Source organism: Allobacillus saliphilus (assembly GCF_018138385.1).
GTDB classification, from domain to species: Bacteria; Bacillota; Bacilli; order Bacillales; family Alkalibacillaceae; genus Allobacillus; species Allobacillus saliphilus.
In genome coordinates, this window is the sequence record NZ_JAGSIE010000027.1 from 1 (window position 1) to 20,810 (window position 20,810).

Below are 20,810 nucleotides of genomic sequence, written 5' to 3' on the forward strand. Positions count from 1 at the left end.
CCGCCGTATACGGAACCGTACGTACGGTGGTGTGAGAGGTCGGAGGTTAACTACCTCCTCCTACTCGATTATGTGTAAGTGATAGTTCGTTCTTTTCATTCATACATTGGAGATGATAGGGGGAAATTGGGATGAAAAAACTAAGACGAATAAATCGATGGTTAACACAAAAAGCTCACCTTCCCAATGATGTCATCTATGATTATCCACGATTGACGTTAATCGGTCACGTCCATTTATATATAGAGAATCACAAAGGGTTGAAGCAGTTTCAAGATCATCAAATTATAGTTGAACAAAACGGTGGTCAAATAATGATTGAAGGAAAAAGCTTAGTCATTAAAAGTTTGATGAAAAATGAAATCGTTATTGAAGGGACAATCCTGTCAGTGACCCAAGAAGCTACATGAAAGGAGAGTTGAACAATTAATAAATACAGTCGTAAAATTAAGGGAACAGTAATAGTAGATGTTGAAGGTAAACAAATCGAATCACTGATTAACCGAATGCTTGAAGAGAACGTACAAATCTCTGCTTTGAGGAGAACGTCTGCCGAGGAGGCCTCTTTTCAAATTTCATATAAGGATGTAAGTTTTGTAAAACGTTTTAGAAAAGAGTATCAATGTAAAATCCGGTTTAAAGAAAAAAGTGGTTTTCCACGTATTTATGAACAACGAAAAAAATGGATTCCTGGAATGATTGGCATCGTCATTGGATTTGCGATTATTTTTTGTTTATCAAATTTAATTTGGAATGTGACCATTAAGGGTGGAACGGCAGAATCTCGTTTTGAGGTACAAGCCTTAACGAAGGAATTAGGTCTTGTGGAGGGTAAATGGATTCAGCAAACAGCGAACATCTCAACAATAGAAAGGGAAATCATGAATAAAATCGAAGAAATATCGTATGTCGGCATTCAAAGGCATGGTACGAGCTATTACATAGTGATCGAAGAGAGTGAAAAAGAAATACGTGAACAAACAGAAAGACCGAGTCATTTGGTTGCTGAAAAATCAGGTACGATTCATTCCATGTATGTAACTGATGGAAGACCTTTAGTGAAAATAAATGATGTCGTCAAGAAAGGAGATGTTCTAGTATCAGGTTTACTGGATGAAGAAGGCGACGTCACAACTACCTCTAAAGGTGAGGTGTTGGCGGAGGTATGGTATCATCTTCAATTGACAATTAACCTGAAACAAGAACAGCTAAATCTAATACCAGATCCGGTCACCACTTATCAATTACGAATAGGGGACCGGCAAATTGGGAAAGAAGAAAATGAGTTACGGTTAGTTCATGAAGAAAAAACGCCTTTTTATTTTTTTAAGTGGCCTTTGCCAATCAGTTTAACAAAACAATACTATTACGATGAACAATCAAGTGAACTCGAATATGATATTGAAGAACAATTGCCAAGCTTAATCGAAGAACGATTAAAAAGAGAGCTTGGCCAACAAGTGAAACTTCAGTATCAAAAAGTTTTGCACGAACATCGAGACAGTGATAAAGTTAAATTAGAAATGTTTGTCAAAGTAATCGAAGATATTTCCACTCAACAAAACATTGATCAAGGAGACTGATGTATGCAAGAGAGCAAGGAAACGATTGATCTACACATAGAAGAACATCAAAATACATTAAGTTTATTCGGAACCAATGATCGAAATATAAAACAAATCGAAGAATATTTACCAGTTACAATTTTGACGAGAGGTGGTCAAATTCAGATCTCTGGTTCCTCAAATGATGTCAAAGTGGTCAAAAGCCTTTTATTGGCTGTTATGAAGATCATCAAGAAAGGAATTAACGTTACAGAGCGTGATATTATATACGGAATTGAATTGGCCAAACAAGATAAAATCGAGCAATTTGAGACATTATTTGAAGATGAAATTACAAAAAACCAACAAGGTAAGCCGATTCGTGTCAAGACATTAGGCCAACGAGATTACGTTCAGTCAATGAAAGAAAATGATCTCGTATTTGGAATAGGCCCTGCCGGAACTGGAAAGACATATCTGGCTGTTGTATTAGCAGCAAAAGCTTTACGAAAAGGCGATGTCAAACGAATGGTATTGACGCGTCCAGCTGTTGAGGCTGGAGAAAGTCTTGGTTTCTTGCCAGGAGATTTAAAAGAGAAAGTAGATCCTTATTTACGACCGTTATACGACGCCTTGCATGACATATTTGGCGTAGAGCATACGGACAGATTGATGGAACGAGGGACTATTGAAATTGCCCCACTTGCTTATATGCGGGGTCGTACGCTAGATGATGCATTTGTCATATTAGACGAGGCTCAAAATACGACACCTGAACAGATGAAGATGTTCTTAACCCGGTTAGGGTTTGGCTCAAAAATGGTGATTACGGGTGATGTGTCGCAAATTGACCTTCCAAAAGGTGTTATTTCAGGATTAAAAGTAACTGAACAAAAGTTAAAAAACATTAAAGGAATCTCATTTAATTATCTGAAAGGCTCCGATGTCGTTCGACACCCACTCGTACAGCGAATCATCGAAGCTTATGAAGATTAAATAAATAGAAATAAAGTGGGGATTTAAATGGGCCTAAACGAGAAGGCAACTCATTTTAATCAATCAAACAAGCAACAATTATCGGATTTTTCGGCAGTCATCTGTAGCATCAGTTTGCCTGCCGTTTTTGTTATTGTTTTATTGATTCAATACTTGCAAGGTGATAAATCAGTTCAGTTAACTGCTGTTATGAGTGTCATTTCCATTTTTATATTCATTCTAACGTATACAGAACTTCGAAACTTTAACAATCGTTCTAAAAATATGGCGGTCTCTTTCGTTGTGTTGAATTTAGGTATGTATTTTTTAATATTGGCGAGCAATGTGTTTGGTCCTGAACATGAAATGCTGTTTTATATAGCACCAGTAGCTGCTTATGCGATTTTAATGAAACGATTAGTTGGCGAACGAATTGCCATTATCTCAACTGTTTGGATGGCATTAATTACAGCAAGCATTTTTCATGACAATTTTACAGATTCTTTTGTGATTACTTTTCTTTATTATCAACTTTCTCAAATGGTTGCCATTTATTTTCTAGGTTCATTAACTGAACGTATCTCATTGATTAAAAACTCAGCGGTATTATTGTTTACCCATTGGTTGTTGGTCATTGCATTCGTCATTCCGGTTGAAACAGAGATTTTTACACTGAACTTATTTCTATCGTTATTATTTGCCGCGTTTTCTGTGTTAATATCAATCGTCCTAGCATTAGGGTTACTACCGTTATTCGAAGCAGCTCTCAACCTATTGACTGAGTCAAAGCTGTTGAATTTATCTAACCCTAACCATCCATTATTGAAAAAAATTTTAATTGAAGCGCCAGGAACCTATCACCATAGTGTAATGGTCGCTAACTTGAGCGAGTCTGCATGTGAAGCGATAGGTGCAAATGGTTTATTGGCAAGAGTCGCTGCATATTATCATGATGTCGGAAAAGCTCTGCGGCCACATTGTTTTATAGAAAATCAACAAAATATGGATAATCCACATGATGATCTTTCACCAGAAGAGAGTGCAGAAATTATTTTGGCTCATCCTTATGAAGGGGCAAAAATATTGAGGCAATATAAATTGCCGGAAGAAATCATTGAGATTACAGAACAACACCATGGCACAACATTGCTTGGCTATTTTTATCATAAGAAAAAGAAGGAAACATCTGAGGTGGAAGAAACTGCATTTCGCTATAAAGGTCCAATACCGCAAACAAAGGAAGCTGCCATTATCAATATTTGTGATTCAGTTGAAGCGGCAGTCCGTTCGAAAAAAAGTCCAACAAAGCAAGAAATCAGAAAGCTAGTCAGGTCAATTATCAATCAACGATTAATGGACGAGCAGTTAAATGACAGTCAACTAGCCTTAAGTGACTTGAAAATTATTGAAAACTCGATATGTAATGTGTTAAGCGGTGTTTTTCACGAACGGATTGATTATCCATCCGAATCCACCCAAGAAAAACAAGTTAAGGAGGTACATTCATGATTATTGACATTAATGATGAAACAAATCAGCTTAATCAGAGTCAACTCGAATTATTGGAAAAGTTACTTGATTACGCACGAGAAAAAGAAGAAATCGGCAACGATGCTGAATTATCGGTAACGATTGTCGACAATGAAACTATTCAAGAAATTAATAAGCAATACCGTGACAAAGACCAGCCGACTGATGTCATTTCTTTTGCGCTAGAAGAGCACGGTGAAGAAGAGATTGAGATCCGAGGAGATGATTTGCCTCGCCATCTCGGTGATATTATCATTTCCATAGAAAAAGCCGAAGAGCAAGCAAAAGAATATGGACATTCATTCGATCGGGAATTAGGTTTTCTCGCAGTACATGGCTTCTTGCATTTATTGGGCTATGATCATATGACGACAGAAGAAGAAAAGGAAATGATGGAACGGCAAGATCATCTGCTAGATGACTTCGGGTTAACGCGTCATGAAAAATAAGAGAAGTAAAGATCCAATCGGATTGGGGTTTGCCCTAACAGGTGTAATGACTGCGTTAAAAACAGAATTTAACATGCGTATTCATTTGATTATAATGATTGTCGTAATCTTATCAGGCATTCTCTTCCATATATCCGTTTTGGAATGGCTGTTTGTCATGTTAGCCATTGGCTTCGTTTTGGCACTTGAATTAGTGAACACTGTCATTGAGCTGCTTACGGATGAGTTGTTTAAAGAAGAGCATGAAACAGCTAAAAATATTAAAGACATCAGTGCAGCAGCTGTCCTGGTTGCCGCAATTTTTGCTGCTATAGTAGGAGTAATTATATTTCTGCCAAAAGTAATTTATATTTTAAATTAGTAATACAATTCCCCCAGTTAGCGAACAGATTAGAAGTTCTTAACTGGGGGTTACTATATTGATATCTAAATAAATCGTAAAGATGTATACGCTAAATTAAAATCATGTACTAAAAAGATTTAATTGCTCACATTTTGGGTAAAATTCAATAAAACCACATTGGCTTTGTCTATTTTCAACTATCTTTGTCGATGTTGTGAAATTTTAATGCAGATGTAGTAAAATACCATTAACAGAATACAAGTAGGTGTAATAAATATGCAATCAACAGAAAATTATCATTCAGGATTTATCGCAATCATCGGTCGACCTAACGTTGGAAAATCTACATTCATGAATCATGTGATCGGTCAGAAGGTTGCAATTATGAGTGATAAGCCACAAACAACACGGAACAAAATTCAAGGTGTCTTAACAACAGATTCGTATCAAATGATATTCATTGATACACCCGGCATTCATAAACCGAAACACCGACTTGGTGACTTCATGGTTAAGTCATCGATAGACACACTAAATGAAGTAGATGCAATCATGTTCATGGTCAATGCAAAAGAAGGCTATGGAAAAGGCGATGAGTTTATCATTGAGAAGTTAAAAAACATCTCGCAGCCTGTTTTACTTGTTATCAACAAAATTGATGAAGTTCATCCAGATGAGCTACTACCTTTAATTGACCAATACCGAGAAAAGCTTCAATTTGCTGAAGTTGTACCCATTTCTGCTCTACATGGAAATAACGTTGAGAGATTACTGGAAGTATTGGTTGATCAGTTACCAGAAGGTCCACAATATTATCCAGAAGATCATGTTACAGACCACCCAGAGCGATTTATCATAAGTGAATTGATTAGAGAGAAGGTACTTCATCACACAAGAGAAGAAATACCACATTCAGTTGCAGTGATTATTGAATCCATTAAGAAACAGGAGAACAAAGAGATCATCGATGTACAAGCAACCGTGATTGTAGAAAGAAAATCACAAAAAGGGATTATTATTGGAAAACAAGGGAATATGTTAAAACAAATCGGCACAGAGGCAAGAAAAGATATTGAAACTTTGCTTGGCTCAAAAGTATTCATGGAACTTTGGGTAAAAGTTCAAAAAGATTGGCGTAACCGTTCTTCACAACTACGAGAGTATGGTTATCGTCAAGACGAATACTAAGCAATTGCTGAAATGGTAATTATTTAAACTTATGAACTAACCAAAACCGGAGAAAATAACAATGAATCAATTTTTCAGTTCAAATTAACTGAAAGGTGGAGGAAAAAGATGAGTGAATTGCCATGGAAATTATTTGAAAAGACAGGGAACCTTGAAGCTTATTTGTTAATGAAACAAGTTGAAGAAGTGAATGAAGAACCAGATGACGAATTGGAACAAATAACACCTAGCACACAGATTGAAACGAAATAAAGGATTCATTGAAAGTTAGGGATTGAAATGTTTGAAAAAGTAGAAGGCATTGTCCTTAGAACGAAAGATTATGGTGAAACAAATAAAATAGTCACCTTGTTTACACGCGAATATGGGCTCATCAGTGGAGTCGCTAGAGGTGCTAAAAAGTCAAAAAGTCGAATGGCTGCGGTAACGCAGCCATTTATCTATGGTATTTTTGTCATGCGCCTTTCTAGTGGGTTGGGTACAATCCAACAAGCAGAGGTATTGGATAGTATGAGAAAAATCCGAGAAGATATTATTAAAACCGGTTACGCAACATACATAGCTGAACTGGTATCTAAAATGATGAATGAACGAGAGAAGTATGAGTTATTATTTCAAGAACTTTTAGCCAGTTTAGAAAAAATGGCAGAAGATGAAAATCCACCAGCAATCATTGCGATGATGCTTGAAATGAAACTATACCAGATCGGCGGCTTTGCTCCGATTTTAAAAGAATGTGTCAATGGTCATATTGAAGAACCAATCGTTGCTTTTTCAGTGACGGAAGGTGGTGCTCTCTGTAAACAATGTCAATATAGAGCATCGGATGCTGTGCCTCTACCGACATCCATGCATAAACTGCTACTAGCGATGAGTGAAACGAGTGTCAAGCGAATACGCAATATTCAGCTGAGAAAAGAAACCATTCAATGGTTACGAAAATTACTCGATGATTATTATGATCGTTATGGCGGAATGTTCATCAAGAGTAAACGATTTTTAGATCAAATCCATTTATTAGAAGAGTAAAAGGGTGACAAATTTCGTACAATGAGTCATCCTTTATTTTAATTTATGCTCCAATCGGATATAATGAATACTAAAAAGTATAACGTATTCGAATGTTAGGTGGTGAATGGAATGGAACTTTCCGCCCGTCAAGAAGAGATTGTTTCAATCGTTAAAGAGAACGGTCCGATTACTGGTGAACATATTGCCGATCGATTAAAATTAACACGTGCTACATTACGTCCTGATCTAGCAATATTGACGATGGCAGGTTTTTTAGATGCCAGACCACGTGTCGGGTATTTTTATACAGGTAAAACGAGTAACGAATTGTTGACACATAACATCAAAAAAATGAAGGTCAGTGAACATTTTTCAGTTCCAGTTGTGGTCAATGAACATGTCAACGTGTATGATGCAATTACAACGATGTTTTTAGAAGACGTTGGAACTCTATTTGTCGTCGATGAGCACTCTCATTTACAAGGTGTTTTATCAAGAAAAGATTTACTTCGCGCTAGTCTTGGGCAACAAAGTTTACAGGAAGTCCCTGTACATATTATCATGACGAGAATGCCGATGATTAAAGTATGCAAAAAAGAAGATTTGCTGATTGATACGGCCAATAAATTAATTGAAAATCAAATAGATGCTTTACCCGTTGTTCAGGAAAAGGACGAAGGGTTGGAAGTAATCGGTCGAGTGACAAAAACGAATATTACTCGTGCATTCGTCGAATTGGTAAAAGAAGATTAAAAAAGGAGGGAGCCTATGAACCCGTTTAAATTTTATGTTTTATCCGATTCAGTTGGTGAAACAGCTGAACTGTTAGCAAAAGCTGCGTTAAGTCAGTTTAACGGTCATGAAGATAAAATTCAGCGGATTCCATACGTTCATGACGAAGGAACACTTGGCGAAGCAGTGGCATTAGCTAAAGAAAATAATGGAATGATTGCATTCACACTCGTGAAACCTGAACTTCGTTATCAGTTAATGGATATGGCTAAAAAAAATAATGTAATTGCAGTTGATTTACTTGGACCTTTATTAGATCGTCTTGAAGATTATTTAGGAATAGAACCAAAACTTGAACCAGGTTTAGTACATAAACTTGATGAAGATTATTATAAACGAATTGAAGCAGTCGAATTTGCTGTAAAATATGATGATGGCCGAGATGCAAAGGGTATATTAAAAGCTGATCTCGTTTTGATTGGTTTATCAAGAACATCGAAAACGCCTTTATCCCAATTTTTGGCTCATAAACGAATAAAGGTTGCCAATGTACCAATCGTACCTGAGGTAGACCCACCAGCTGAACTGTTTAACGTTAATCCAAATAAATGTATTGGCTTAAGAATCGACAGTAAAAAATTGAACGATATTCGTAAAGAACGGCTCAAGTCACTTGGCCTTGATGATACGGCCAACTATGCAAAGTTAGAACGGATTGAAAAAGAGAATTCGTTCTTTGATCAAGTCGTCGACAAAATCGGTTGTGAGACAGTGGATGTCTCGAACAAAGCAGTTGAAGAAACAGCAAATATCATATTAGAAATTTACCATAAAAATAACAACAGAGTTTAATAATTAAGAACATTGTCTTCGAGGTTGGGAAAATTCCCGACCTCTCTCATTTTTTATCTTCAATTTTTGGCAAAAAAGTGAGTAAAAACAAACACCAAATTTAACTTTCAACGTTTCTCAGCAAAAAGTTAGCATTATCGCTCAATTTGTTTTATAATCAATATTTGTGAGAAATATCATACCACCTACTAAAACTTTGATAGTAATGAACTCATGTACATAGAATTATTGAGACAACCCCTTTAGTTACAAGTGACGAGACGTTTTTAATTGCGTGTGGAAGGGTAAAAGGTAAATGAAACATAATTAGTTCATTTGATTAAGGTGTTCACGAAGTTTTCACAAAAAATGTCGATTGATGAAGGGTTTATGGTATTTTTATCGAATGATATATGAATATGGTGATAAAAATGAACAAGGTGCCTGAAGAAGTGATCGATCGACTTTTATCTACTAGTGATATCGTCGATGTAATTAGTGAATATATCCAATTGACTAAGAAAGGAAGAAACTTTTTTGGTCTCTGTCCGTTTCACGGAGAAAACACGCCATCATTTTCTGTTTCACAAGAGAAACAGATTTTTCACTGTTTTGGTTGTGGAAAAGGAGGCAATGCACTCCGTTTTTTAATGGAAATTGAGTCCATTCATTTTACAGAAGCCATTCAACTTTTAGCTCGCAAAAGTGGAGAAGAGATTTCTGGTGAGTGGTTAATCCAACCACAAGAATCCTATTACTCTGAAGAGCAAGAAGGTGTTCTGCAAGCATATGACTGGTCAGCCAAATTGTTTCATCATGTACTCAAGCATACTGCTGATGGGAAGGCTGGCTTAAATTATTTGAAAAAAAGAGGATTTGAGCCTGACACTATCGAAGAGTTTCAATTAGGCTACTCTCCGGATCGCAATGAATTTTTAGCCGCTTTTCTAAAAGGAAAAGGTTATGAACTGGAACAATTAGCGGATTACGGACTTGTACAATCAACAAATCAAGGAAGTTATTATGATCGTTTTAAAGATCGTGTTATCTTTCCGATTAAAAACCACCAAGGTAAGATTATCGCTTTTGGCGGACGAGCTTTTAAAGAACACCAAGAACCTAAATATTTAAATAGTCCTGAATCCAAGCTTTTCCATAAAGGAAGAGTTTTATACAATTTTCATTTAGCGAGAAAACATTTTCAAAAAGAGAAAGAAGTTATTCTTTTCGAAGGTTATATGGATGTCATCAAAGCATATCAAGCTGGTGTCTATAATGCGGTAGCTACGTTGGGTACGAGTTTATCTGAAACTCACGCAAAAACATTAAAACGATATGTCAAACAGGCAGTCATCTGTTTCGATGGAGATGATGCGGGTAGAAACGCTAGCTTCAAGTCTGCGAACATTTTACGTCAAGCAGGTTTAGAAGTTCGAGTCGCCCATATTCCAGAACGGCAAGATCCTGACGAATATATTGATCGATATGGTGGAGAATACTTTAAACAGAAAGTTCTTCAACCAGCTCAAACTTATATTGCTTTCGCATTGGAATACTATAAAAAAGATTATAATTTAAATCTTGATCATGACCGTATTGCATATATTGAAAAAGCTTTGGACATAATCGCAACGAGTGAGTATCCTGTTGAACGAGATTTTCACTTAAAAGAACTTGAAGATACATTCCATTTAAATCGTGAAACATTAATGGATGAAATCGAGAAACGAACTTCCAGAATAAAGAAATCCGTGAAGGTTAAAGATAAACGTGGTGGAACAAACGTTCAAACAGGAATGCCTAGGAAAAATGAAAAGTTATACGCAGCACATCATACGGCAGAAAGAAATCTTATTGCCCATATGTTAAGGGATGCAGATTTTGCAGAAACGGTTCAACAGCGATTAGGTTCAGCATTCAATATTCAAGAGCATCAAGTTCTTGTCACCTATCTATACGCTTATTATGAAGAAGGCAATGAACCGAACGTTAGTCAATTTGTTGAACGGTTACCCGAAGAACAATATAAACAACTAGCGATTGAGATTTCATTAAAAGAAATCAATGATGATTTGGAACAAAACGAACTAGAAGATTACTTTCTTGCAATCGAAAAAGAAAGTGATATAGATCAAGAAATTCGAGCATTGGAAATCATGTTGAAGCAAGCAGAGAGAGAGAATGATCCAAAGTCAGCAGCCCGAATAGGTATGAAAATGCTCGAATTGAGGAAGAAAAGTAATATATCCAAGCTAACGTAGTCAGTTTGGAAGGAGGGGTTTTCATGGCTGAAAAGCCAATAGATCAAGAATTAACACTGGAACAATCTAAGGACCAACTGCTGGAAATCGGAAAAAAACGTGGAGTTCTCGTATACGAAGAGATTGCGGATAAATTAGGTCACTTTGAATTGGATTCCGAACAGATGGATGAGTTTTACGAAACACTTGCTGAACAAGGAATCGACCTTATCGGTGAAAGTGAAGACGATCCGAGCATGCAGAAGATTTCGAAAGAAGAAGAATTTGATTTAAATGATTTAAGCGTGCCACCAGGGGTGAAAATTAATGACCCTGTCCGTATGTATTTGAAAGAAATCGGCCGTGTCGATCTATTGACTGCTAAAGATGAGATTGAATTAGCAGAACGGATTGAACAAGGCGATGAGGAAGCAAAAAGACGCTTGGCAGAAGCGAACTTGCGTTTAGTTGTAAGTATTGCGAAACGTTATGTTGGTCGTGGAATGTTATTCTTGGATTTAATTCAAGAAGGAAACATGGGCTTGATCAAAGCAGTAGAAAAATTTGATTATCGTAAAGGGTTTAAATTCAGTACGTATGCAACTTGGTGGATCCGCCAAGCGATTACACGTGCAATTGCTGACCAAGCGAGAACAATTAGAATTCCTGTACACATGGTCGAAACAATCAATAAGTTGATTCGTGTACAAAGACAATTGCTCCAAGATTTAGGTCGCGAGCCAACTCCGGAAGAAATTGCTGAAGAAATGGAGTTTACTCCAGATAAAGTGCGTGAAATCTTGAAGATTGCACAAGAACCTGTTTCTTTGGAAACTCCGATTGGAGAAGAAGATGATTCTCACTTAGGTGATTTCATCGAAGATCAAGAAGCAACTTCACCTTCCGACCATGCGGCTTATGAACTTCTTAAGGAGCAGCTTGAAGACGTCCTCGATACGTTGACAGACCGAGAAGAGAACGTGTTACGACTTCGTTTTGGATTAGATGATGGCAGAACACGAACACTTGAAGAGGTCGGAAAAGTATTTGGCGTAACAAGAGAAAGAATTCGTCAAATTGAAGCGAAAGCATTACGTAAATTAAGACATCCAAGCCGAAGTAAGCGATTGAAAGATTTCTTAGAATAAGTCTTTTTGGAGGCTTGGGATGAAAAAGGATAAAAACAAAATAATTATTGATGAAATTACAAGCTGGAAACAAAATCAGCTACTACCAGAAAAGTATTGTAATTTTCTGTTGGCATTGTATACCTATGGGGAAGGGGTAGAAGAGGACTCAAAGTCAAACGCATCAATGAAGCGACAACTGTTCATTGGTCTTGATTTAGTTTTCCTTTTCCTTCTTCTTCCTGCATACATTGTCATTGCTTCTCATTTATCAGATCAAATCCTTGCTCAGTTTATTGTTTTTTCAACCTTTATTTTCATTCTCGGAATACATTGGTATTTTTTTAATAAAATTCAATCCATTTTTACACACGTTGTTATCGTGTTGTTTTTTATCACCATGCTCGTTGGATCTACATTAATCGTACATGAATGGTTGGGCAGTGGATTTTGGTTGAATTTACTAATTGTAATACAAGGTTTAATCTGGATTGCTTTTGGTTGGGCTAACAAAGTATATTATTTGGTTATATCTGGATTCATTGGCATTTTATTGTTTTTTGCTTTGATTGTTATATAAATCTTCACATTTATCTCTTTTCTCTTGAACACATTTCGAGTAAAATAGATATAGCTTTGTAAACGAAGAATACTACATAGATACAACTGAAGGAGGTCTATATGTCATGAAAAGAAACGCAGCAGCACCTTATTATGTAATTGGTATTATTGGAATTTTAGCGATGATTATTATGGGTGGTGTCGGTATGGCACAAATGAACAACGCAGAAGGTGAAGGGGAAGACAGTGCAGAACAAACTGATCTAGCTCCAGAAGATATTTATAGTCAAAATTGCATGTCCTGTCACGGCGGTGAGTTAGAAGGTGGAATGGGACCTGCTTTGACTGACGTTGGCGATAGCTACGATGCAAGTGAAATCGTAGAAATTATTAAAAACGGTAAAGGTCAAATGCCAGCGATTAACCTTGACCAAAGCAATGCGGAAAAACTTGCTGAATGGTTAGTGGATGGAGCAGGTAAATAAGATTTAAATCTTTGAATCCGGAAACAAAAGAAAATTCTTTTGTTTCTGGATTTTTTAATACAGGAAGGTATGAGAGCTGTGGAATTATCAAATCGACTGAAACAAGTTATCGAATTTTTACCTGAAGATGTAAGGAAGTTTGCTGATATTGGTTCGGATCACGCTTATTTGCCGTGCGCTGTTTGTTTAGAACGACCTCATGTTCAAGCAATTGCATGTGAGGTTAATCGCGGACCGTATGAATCTGCTCAATCACAAGTAAACAAAATGAATCTACAAGATCGGATTGATGTCCGGTTAGGCAATGGTTTAGAGGTGATCGAACCAAATGAAGTGGACACGATTGTCATAGCGGGAATGGGCGGGTCACTCATTCGTTCCATTCTTGAGAATCATCCGGAAAAATTGGAAGGAGTGACTCGACTGATCCTTCAACCGAATATCGATGCTTCTTCCATTAGAGAGTTTTCGTTAAACTATGGGTATCAACTAATAGCCGAACGAATCATTAATGATGAGGGATATATTTATGAAGTTCTTGTCTTGGAGAAAAGTGACCAAGCTCAGCAATTAACAGATAAAGAAATATATTTAGGACCATTTCTCATGAAAGAAAAAAATTCAGCTTTTAAAGAGAAATGGCAGCATGTTCTTGAAAAGAAACAAAAAATTATCGAACAAATAAAGCAAGCGAAAAACCCAGACCAAAATAAAATCAATCTTTTCGAACAACAAAAATCATGGATCAAGGAGGAATTACAATGACAAAAGTAATTGACGTAATGAATGCCATGGAGGAGATTGCGCCAAAAAGCTTAGCGTTTGAAGGTGATCGGATTGGTCTTCAAATCGGTAGTCCAAATAGTGATGCCAATCGAGTAATGGTTACATTGGATGTTCTTGAAAGTGTCGTTGATGAAGCGATTGAAAATGAAATCGACCTTATTATCGCTCATCACCCGTTTATTTTTAAACCATTTCAAGCGATCAATTGGGATAGTGAAAAAGGTAGAATTACGAAGAAATTAATGACGCATAACATCTCTCTTTTCGTTGCACATACCAATTTAGACATTGCGCGTGGTGGCGTAAATGATTTATTGATGGAAAAACTAGGATTAACAGATACAGATGTGCTCGTCAAAACAACAGAAGAAAAGTTATATAAGCTCGTCATTCACGTGCCAAAGACGCATGAAAATGAAATACGTCAAGCATTTGCTGATGCCGGAGCTGGGTTTATCGGAAACTATAGTCATTGCACATTTAATCTAGAAGGAATGGGTACGTTTAAACCGCAAGAAGGAGCCGATCCATATATCGGGAGTGAAAATGAATTAGAGCGAGTAGAAGAGTATCGCATGGATACAATTGTGCCAGAAGGAATTTTAAAACGGACTATTGAGCTAGCTAAACAAGCACATCCATATGAAGAGATGGCGTATGATGTTTATCCACTACAAGTTCAAGGCGAAGCTTACGGATTGGGACGGATTGCCAAATTATCCGAACCAATGCAACTTCAAGAGTTGGCACAACTTGTAAAGAAAGCATACGATGTTCCGAACTTGCGCTTTGTCGGTAAAGAAGATAAACGGATTCGCACGGTTGCAGTCATTGGAGGCGATGGCAATAAATATATCGCTAAAGCAAAACAAATGGGTGCAGATGTGCTGATTACAGGTGATGTATATTTCCACACCGCTCATGATGCTTTAGGGATGGGGCTTGCGATGATTGATCCAGGGCATCATATTGAACAGATAATGAAAGTAGGCTTACAACAAAGATTAATTGAAAAAATGCCAGCGGTACAGTTCAACATATCAGCACACAAAACAGAACCATTTACTTTTCTAACGAACGACTAATGTCAGTATATTTTGATTAATTGAACATTTTTTTGGTGTGTTGACAATGCAAAATTACATTGATAGTCTTTTAATAATATTTTCGTAAAGGGGTCGACACATATGTGGGAAAACAAGTTCGAAAAAAAAGGCTTTACGTTTGATGATGTTTTATTGCTGCCACAAGAATCTACCGTTTTACCGAGTGATGTTAAAGTAGAGGTATCTTTGACAGATACGCTGAATTTGAAGATACCCATTATGAGTGCAGGAATGGATACAGTAACTGAATCAGGCATGGCAATCGCTATGGCTAGACAAGGTGGACTTGGTGTCATCCATAAAAATATGTCGATTGAAGAACAGGCAGAGCAAGTGGACAAAGTGAAACGTTCAGAAAGAGGTGTTATTACAAATCCATTTTTCCTTCTTCCTGAGAACCAAGTTTATGATGCTGAACACTTGATGGGTAAATATAGAATTTCGGGTGTTCCAATCGTCAACAATGAATCAGAACAAAAACTGATCGGTATTATCACGAACCGAGATCTTCGTTTTGTTGAAGATTACTCATTACCTATTGACGAGGTTATGACAAAAGAGCAACTGATTACTGCACCTGTTGATACGACATTGGAACAAGCGGAAAAAGTGCTCCAGAAACATAAAGTGGAGAAGCTTCCTTTAGTCGATGAGAACGGTGTGTTAAAAGGTCTTATTACGATTAAGGATATCGAGAAAGTGATTGAATATCCAAATTCTGCAGTGGATCGTCAAGGAAGATTATTGGTAGCTGCAGCCATTGGCGTAACAGGTGATGTGCTTGTTCGTTCAGAGAAGCTCGTAGAAGCAGGAGTTGATGCGCTAGTCATCGACACAGCACATGGTCATTCACAAGGTGTATTAAATGCCATAAAAAAATTAAGAGAAACATACCCACAAATGAACTTAATTGCTGGGAATGTAGCGACAAAAGAGGGGACGAAGGCATTAATCGATGCTGGAGCCGATGTTGTGAAAGTTGGAATTGGTCCTGGATCCATTTGTACAACACGAGTTGTAGCCGGAGTAGGTGTTCCACAAGTTACAGCCATTTATGATTGTGCTACTGAAGCTAGAAAACATGGTGTCAGCATTATTGCGGATGGTGGCATTAAATATTCAGGAGAAGTTGTTAAAGCTATTGCTGCCGGTGGACATGCTGTTATGCTTGGAAGTATGTTTGCGGGTACTACGGAGAGTCCTGGTGATATAGAAGTTTTTCAAGGAAGACAATATAAAGTTTATCGTGGAATGGGTTCTGTTACTTCCATGGAGAGAGGAAGTAAGGACCGTTATTTCCAAAGTGAATCGAAAAAATTTGTTCCAGAAGGAATCGAAGGGCGTGTTCCTTATAAAGGCCCTATTGCAGACACTCTTTATCAATTGGTTGGTGGCTTGCGATCAGGAATGGGTTACTGTGGAACAAAAGATTTAGAAGCACTTCGTGAGGATTCACAGTTTGTTCAAATCACGAATGCAGGGTTGAGAGAAAGCCATCCACATGATGTGCAAATTACAAAAGAAGCACCGAATTACTCAATGTAACGAATCAAAATAGCTGAGGTGTAGGTATGAAGCATGAAGAGAAGATAATTGTTTTAGATTATGGAAGCCAATATAACCAACTCATTACGCGTCGAATTAGAGAGTTCGGAGTATACAGTGAGCTCCACCCGAACGACCTTTCTGCAGAAGAATTGAAAGAATTGAATCCTACAGGAATTATTTTGTCCGGTGGTCCGAACAGTGTGTTTGAGCGTGATGCATTTTCTATTGATGAAAATATCTTTGAATTAGGTATCCCAGTTTTAGGCATTTGTTACGGCATGCAATTAATGACCTATAAACTAGGCGGACGTGTTGAACCAGCTGCCCAACGTGAATATGGCAAAGCAAAAATTTTATTGACAGAAAATCAATCATCAATTTTTCATACTTTACCAGAAGAACAAATTGTCTGGATGAGTCATGGAGACCATGTTGTGGAAATGCCTGAAGGATTTCAAATTGATGCTAAGAATCCATCCTGTCCGATCGCCGCAATCAGTAATGAGGAGAAAAAGTTTTACGGTGTTCAATTTCACCCAGAAGTCGGCCATTCAGTTTATGGGAATGATCTTTTGAAAAACTTTGTTTATGAAATTTGCGGATGTAGCGGTGAGTGGACAATGAGAAACTTCATTGAATCAGAAATTGAAAAAATTAGAGAATCTGTGAAAGATCGAAAAGTTCTCTGTGCCTTAAGTGGTGGCGTCGATTCCTCTGTTGTTGCTGTTTTGTTGCATCAAGCAATTGGCGATCAACTGACATGCATTTTTGTTGATCATGGCTTGCTTCGAAAAAATGAAGCTGAAGATGTAATGAAGATGTTTTCGGAAGGTTTTCATATGAATGTCATTCAGGTTGATGCTAAAGACCGATTCTTATCAAAGCTTAATGGCGTCAGTGATCCGGAGATAAAGCGTAAAATAATTGGGAACGAATTTATCTATGTTTTTGATGAGGAATCCTCTAAGGTTGATGATGTCGACTTTTTGGCACAAGGGACCCTTTATACAGATATTATTGAAAGTGGTACGAAAACAGCACAGACGATTAAAAGCCATCACAATGTAGGTGGATTGCCGGAAAAAATGAAGTTGAATTTAATTGAACCGTTGAACACTTTATTCAAGGATGAAGTCCGGAAATTGGGAGAAGAATTAGGTATCCCGGAACATATTGTTTGGCGTCAGCCATTTCCTGGACCAGGCTTGGCCATTCGTGTCCTTGGAGAAGTGACAGAAGAAAAATTAGAAATTGTCCGTGAATCCGACGCCATTTTGCGAGAAGAATTTATGTTAGCTGGATTAGATAAAACAGTGTGGCAGTATTTCACGGTTTTACCAGGTATACAAAGTGTCGGCGTTATGGGCGACCAACGGACATACGACCACACAGTTGGGATTCGCGCAGTCAGTTCAATTGATGGTATGACTTCAGATTGGGCAAGAATACCATTTGATATTTTAGAAAAAGTCTCGAATCGAATTGTAAATGAAGTTCCACATGTGAATCGCATCGTGTACGATATCACAAGTAAACCACCTGCAACGATTGAGTGGGAGTAGTAATAGGAGCCCTAAAGCCCTTGGTAACAAAGGGTTTTATATGCGACAATCCCATTTTAAAACAAATAAGTCTACGACAAGGTGAAGGTTATTCACCGACGTCATGAATGATAGAAACATTAAAGTCGCAGTGACATATAACATATATATCACTGCGACTTTTCCATTTTGCTCAAAAAACTTGGAAAAATGAAATGGTTAAGATACAATATTAACATTTAATTTATTCATATCAGGAATATCATCTATTAATTCATTTTTCTTCAGCCAGTCCGCTGTCTCTTCCCAGGATCTTGTGTTTTCTGTCCCAGATCCTGATTCACTTTTCATTTTTGGTAATAAAATGCTCATGCTTCCCATCTCTACTTCTTTATCAAGAGAGAAATTAGCTTCGTCTTGATTATCAAGAATAATTTGTAGTGCATCTTCTAGATTTTCAACCATGAAGTCGAAGCCTTTTCGAGCCTCTTTCCAAAAAGCTTCTATATCTGCTTGCTCATTTTCCCACTATCTTCACTTGCCACTGTAACTATTTCATAATAACTCGGTACTCCGTTATCAACTAGGTTAAAATAATCGGCTTCGTACCCTTCGCGTCGTAAAACAGGAACTTCGTGATTGACATACATTCCGCTCAACACATCCACCTGTTCAGAAACCAAGGATGAGTCTAATTCAAATTAAACATTGACCATCTCAACCTTATCATAATCTTCGCCGTCATGGTTAACAATCATTTTTACCACTGCTTCGTTTGGCGGTATTCCTGGGGGAGCCAAACTGCTTACCTTCTAGAGCTTTTGGTGAGCCTATTGGACCAGACCATCAGAACGGTAAACGACGTGATTCAATGGTTCTCTTACGACTGCAGCGACAGCTTTTATAGGGGTGTCTTCATTTGCTTTTGCCATAATTCTACTTATTCACAGACAAAGATGATGAATGAAATAGTTTGTTTGCTTTACTGTTCGTTAATTAATTTTTTGCTAAATCTTTTACTGGCCACATAGAGACATCTTCTGCCATCTCCCAGAACATGTATTCAAAGTAACTCGTTCTGACAAAGATATCTTCAATTCTTTTCAACTCATGTTCAGATTTATCTTTTGCAATGTCATTTATCAAGTCGATACAGTTTTCAGCAATTTCAGTGAAACCTTCAGAAGAATACATCTGAACCCAGTTTCCATAAAGGTCGTGCTCTAATGCACCTGGCCATTCAGCTAACTTCTTACCAATCCAATTATAACTCCAAGCACAAGCAAGTACTGCTGCAATAGCGTTTTCCACACCGCCAAGCTGTGCTTGGCTAATCATATAACTTGTATAGGCAGTCATAGCAGCTGAAGGTTCTGTCGCTTCTAATTCCTCATTCGAAATATTGAATTTCTCTGCATACTTACGATGCAAATCCATTTCAAAATTCATTGTGCCGTGAAGTAGATTAGCGAAAATAGTCATTGTTTTTAAATCATTCGCTTTCGTACTACCAATTGCGAACACACGAGAGTATTCAATTAAGTATACGTAATCTTGTTTCATATAATGAATAAACTTCTCTTTATCGAGGGTTCCTTCCCCAATACCCTTCACAAATGGATGGTCTAAATAACTATTCCAAACAGGTTCGACAGTTTTGAATAGGCGATCTGTAAACGTCATAATATCTTATCTCCTTCTTTCTATTTTGAAAAATGAATCAAAAAAACCATTCCACTAATAGAGGGAATGGTAGAATAAAAGATACTTTTGTACGTATCGCCACCACTTCCCTACGCTAGTATGACCTAGTTCAGGTTCAAAGGGTCAAGACATGTCTTTCTCAGCAAATTTTTGCTCCCCTAGTGATTCATTTATTCAATTAGCTCTAATATAATCATACAAGTTTGTACTTGTCAAATTGATTTTGAGCGGAATAATGCAATGTTATTTGATTAGAACAAACTACAAATAAATACTACTCTACTAAAGTAATTATTGACTATATAAAAAACAAGTTACATAAGAAAAGGAGCTAAAATCATGAGAGATTTAGCTCCTTTTTTAACAAATTAATGATTCTTTATAACAACTTGCTCTACATTTAAGTGTTTTCTAATAGAAGCGTTATGGTAGATGATGTCTGCGATATCTTCAGGGTCCATTAGACCTGAAGTAACCGATTCATCTAAAATGCCATCCCAGAATTCAGTAGACATACCGCCCATGTATGCGCCGAATACGTGAATGTCTGTATCTTCTAGTTCAACGAGTAGGCTTTCATGAAAGCCACGCATACCAAACTTACTTGCACAGTATACTGATTCAGTTTCTTTTCCCTCTAAACCAGCTGTAGATACGATGTTTATAATACTGCCGCTATTCTGTTCCTTCATATCAGCGAGTATTTCTTGTGTACAAAAAATGGTTCCTTTTAAGTTAGTGTCGATCATTTGATGCACAGCATCTTCAGTTAATTTTTCAGCCAATTCAAATACACCAACACCTGCATTATTAACAAGAACATTAACTGAACCAAGGTTCTCTTTTATGTTCGCGAAAACATTCGCTACCTCTTTTTTAGATGAAATATCTACAGAAAAAATTGAATAGCTTTTGTTTGGTAATGTTTTTGCAGTGCTCTCCAACTTATTTTCTGTTCTACCTAATAAACAAACATGAAATCCATCGTTCGAATATTTTCTTGCTAGAGCTGCACCTAAACCGCTTCCAGCACCTGTAATGACAGCAACTTTATTATCCAAGACATAATCAATCCTTTCTAAACTATAAATGATAGTTAATTCATTTTA

Annotated in this window: 23 protein-coding genes and 1 riboswitch; of the genes, 19 read left to right on the forward strand and 4 right to left on the reverse strand. The window is 37.2% G+C overall.

Translation table 11 applies throughout. The features are described from left to right. Positions 1-131 precede the first annotated feature (131 nt). The 19 genes from yqfC (at position 132) to guaA (ending at position 18,018) form a co-directional block, all read left to right on the forward strand. Positions 132-410 carry a sporulation protein YqfC gene (gene yqfC, locus KC820_RS09250; RefSeq protein WP_212370440.1) on the forward strand — a complete coding sequence of 93 codons (279 nt, stop codon included), beginning with the start codon at positions 132-134 and terminating at the stop codon, positions 408-410. 36 nt (positions 411-446) lie between these two features. Further along, the gene (yqfD, locus tag KC820_RS09255) at positions 447-1,583 is read left to right on the forward strand and encodes a sporulation protein YqfD (protein WP_281281182.1); all 1,137 of its coding nucleotides are present in this window, start codon (positions 447-449) and stop codon (positions 1,581-1,583) included. A 3-nt stretch (positions 1,584-1,586) separates the two neighbouring features. Further along, positions 1,587-2,540 (forward strand): PhoH family protein, encoded by a 954-nt coding sequence (locus KC820_RS09260; RefSeq protein ID WP_144087502.1) that lies wholly within the window; start codon positions 1,587-1,589, stop codon positions 2,538-2,540. A gap of 27 nt (positions 2,541-2,567) precedes the next feature. Beyond that, the gene (locus KC820_RS09265; protein WP_212370442.1) at positions 2,568-4,028 is read left to right on the forward strand and encodes an HD family phosphohydrolase; all 1,461 of its coding nucleotides are present in this window, start codon (positions 2,568-2,570) and stop codon (positions 4,026-4,028) included. Further along, complete coding sequence (ybeY, locus tag KC820_RS09270; protein WP_144087500.1) at positions 4,025-4,498, forward strand: rRNA maturation RNase YbeY; 474 nt, start codon at positions 4,025-4,027, stop codon at positions 4,496-4,498. The genes KC820_RS09265 and ybeY overlap by 4 nt, the downstream gene beginning before the upstream one ends. Beyond that, entirely contained in the window at positions 4,488-4,859 is a 372-nt protein-coding gene (locus tag KC820_RS09275; protein ID WP_144087499.1) for a diacylglycerol kinase family protein, read from the forward strand. Before ybeY ends, KC820_RS09275 begins: the two co-directional genes overlap by 11 nt. A 258-nt stretch (positions 4,860-5,117) precedes the next feature. Beyond that, positions 5,118-6,029: a GTPase Era gene (era, locus tag KC820_RS09280; protein WP_144087498.1), complete on the forward strand. Its 912-nt coding sequence runs from the start codon at positions 5,118-5,120 to the stop codon at positions 6,027-6,029. Between the two features lie 108 nt (positions 6,030-6,137). Further along, a complete protein-coding gene (locus KC820_RS09285; RefSeq protein WP_144087497.1) occupies positions 6,138-6,281 on the forward strand; it encodes a YqzL family protein in 144 nt (47 codons plus the stop codon). 27 nt (positions 6,282-6,308) lie between these two features. Next, entirely contained in the window at positions 6,309-7,058 is a 750-nt protein-coding gene (gene recO, locus KC820_RS09290) for a DNA repair protein RecO (protein WP_144087496.1), read from the forward strand. Between the two features lie 111 nt (positions 7,059-7,169). Continuing rightward, positions 7,170-7,793 (forward strand): transcriptional regulator CcpN, encoded by a 624-nt coding sequence (locus KC820_RS09295; RefSeq protein WP_144087495.1) that lies wholly within the window; start codon positions 7,170-7,172, stop codon positions 7,791-7,793. A gap of 15 nt (positions 7,794-7,808) precedes the next feature. Further along, positions 7,809-8,624 (forward strand): pyruvate, water dikinase regulatory protein, encoded by an 816-nt coding sequence (locus KC820_RS09300; protein WP_212370445.1) that lies wholly within the window; start codon positions 7,809-7,811, stop codon positions 8,622-8,624. 392 nt (positions 8,625-9,016) lie between these two features. Then, positions 9,017-10,864 (forward strand): DNA primase, encoded by a 1,848-nt coding sequence (dnaG, locus tag KC820_RS09305; RefSeq protein ID WP_236782600.1) that lies wholly within the window; start codon positions 9,017-9,019, stop codon positions 10,862-10,864. Between the two features lie 23 nt (positions 10,865-10,887). Further along, positions 10,888-11,991: an RNA polymerase sigma factor RpoD gene (gene rpoD, locus KC820_RS09310; protein WP_144087492.1), complete on the forward strand. Its 1,104-nt coding sequence runs from the start codon at positions 10,888-10,890 to the stop codon at positions 11,989-11,991. A gap of 19 nt (positions 11,992-12,010) precedes the next feature. After that, on the forward strand, positions 12,011-12,550 hold the full coding sequence (locus KC820_RS09315; protein WP_212370448.1) for a hypothetical protein: 540 nt from the start codon (positions 12,011-12,013) through the stop codon (positions 12,548-12,550). A gap of 106 nt (positions 12,551-12,656) precedes the next feature. Then, complete coding sequence (gene cccA / locus KC820_RS09320; protein ID WP_212370450.1) at positions 12,657-13,016, forward strand: cytochrome c550; 360 nt, start codon at positions 12,657-12,659, stop codon at positions 13,014-13,016. A gap of 69 nt (positions 13,017-13,085) precedes the next feature. After that, positions 13,086-13,781: a tRNA (adenine(22)-N(1))-methyltransferase gene (locus KC820_RS09325; protein ID WP_212370454.1), complete on the forward strand. Its 696-nt coding sequence runs from the start codon at positions 13,086-13,088 to the stop codon at positions 13,779-13,781. Then, the gene (locus KC820_RS09330) at positions 13,778-14,887 is read left to right on the forward strand and encodes a Nif3-like dinuclear metal center hexameric protein (protein ID WP_212370458.1); all 1,110 of its coding nucleotides are present in this window, start codon (positions 13,778-13,780) and stop codon (positions 14,885-14,887) included. Before KC820_RS09325 ends, KC820_RS09330 begins: the two co-directional genes overlap by 4 nt. 102 nt (positions 14,888-14,989) lie before the next feature. Next, positions 14,990-16,453 carry an IMP dehydrogenase gene (gene guaB, locus KC820_RS09335; RefSeq protein WP_212370459.1) on the forward strand — a complete coding sequence of 488 codons (1,464 nt, stop codon included), beginning with the start codon at positions 14,990-14,992 and terminating at the stop codon, positions 16,451-16,453. A gap of 26 nt (positions 16,454-16,479) precedes the next feature. Further along, positions 16,480-18,018, forward strand: coding sequence for a glutamine-hydrolyzing GMP synthase (guaA, locus tag KC820_RS09340; RefSeq protein WP_212370462.1), 1,539 nt, complete (start codon positions 16,480-16,482; stop codon positions 18,016-18,018). 198 nt (positions 18,019-18,216) lie between these two features. On the opposite strand, the gene KC820_RS09345 is transcribed toward guaA, so the two are convergent. The 4 genes from KC820_RS09345 to KC820_RS09360 all read right to left on the reverse strand — a co-directional run bounded on the left by KC820_RS09345 (position 18,217) and on the right by KC820_RS09360 (position 20,762). Continuing rightward, positions 18,217-18,462, reverse strand: a complete 246-nt coding sequence (locus KC820_RS09345) for a hypothetical protein (protein WP_144087485.1) — start codon at positions 18,460-18,462, stop codon at positions 18,217-18,219. 38 nt (positions 18,463-18,500) lie between these two features. Further along, positions 18,501-18,647, reverse strand: coding sequence for an ABC transporter substrate-binding protein (locus KC820_RS09350; protein WP_236782603.1), 147 nt, complete (start codon positions 18,645-18,647; stop codon positions 18,501-18,503). Between the two features lie 346 nt (positions 18,648-18,993). After that, positions 18,994-19,680 carry a thiaminase II gene (gene tenA / locus KC820_RS09355; protein WP_144087483.1) on the reverse strand — a complete coding sequence of 229 codons (687 nt, stop codon included), beginning with the start codon at positions 19,678-19,680 and terminating at the stop codon, positions 18,994-18,996. Between the two features lie 90 nt (positions 19,681-19,770). Beyond that, positions 19,771-19,871, reverse strand: a riboswitch (TPP riboswitch). 198 nt (positions 19,872-20,069) lie between these two features. Beyond that, positions 20,070-20,762, reverse strand: a complete 693-nt coding sequence (locus tag KC820_RS09360) for an SDR family oxidoreductase (protein ID WP_144087482.1) — start codon at positions 20,760-20,762, stop codon at positions 20,070-20,072. Positions 20,763-20,810: the final 48 nt, after the last annotated feature.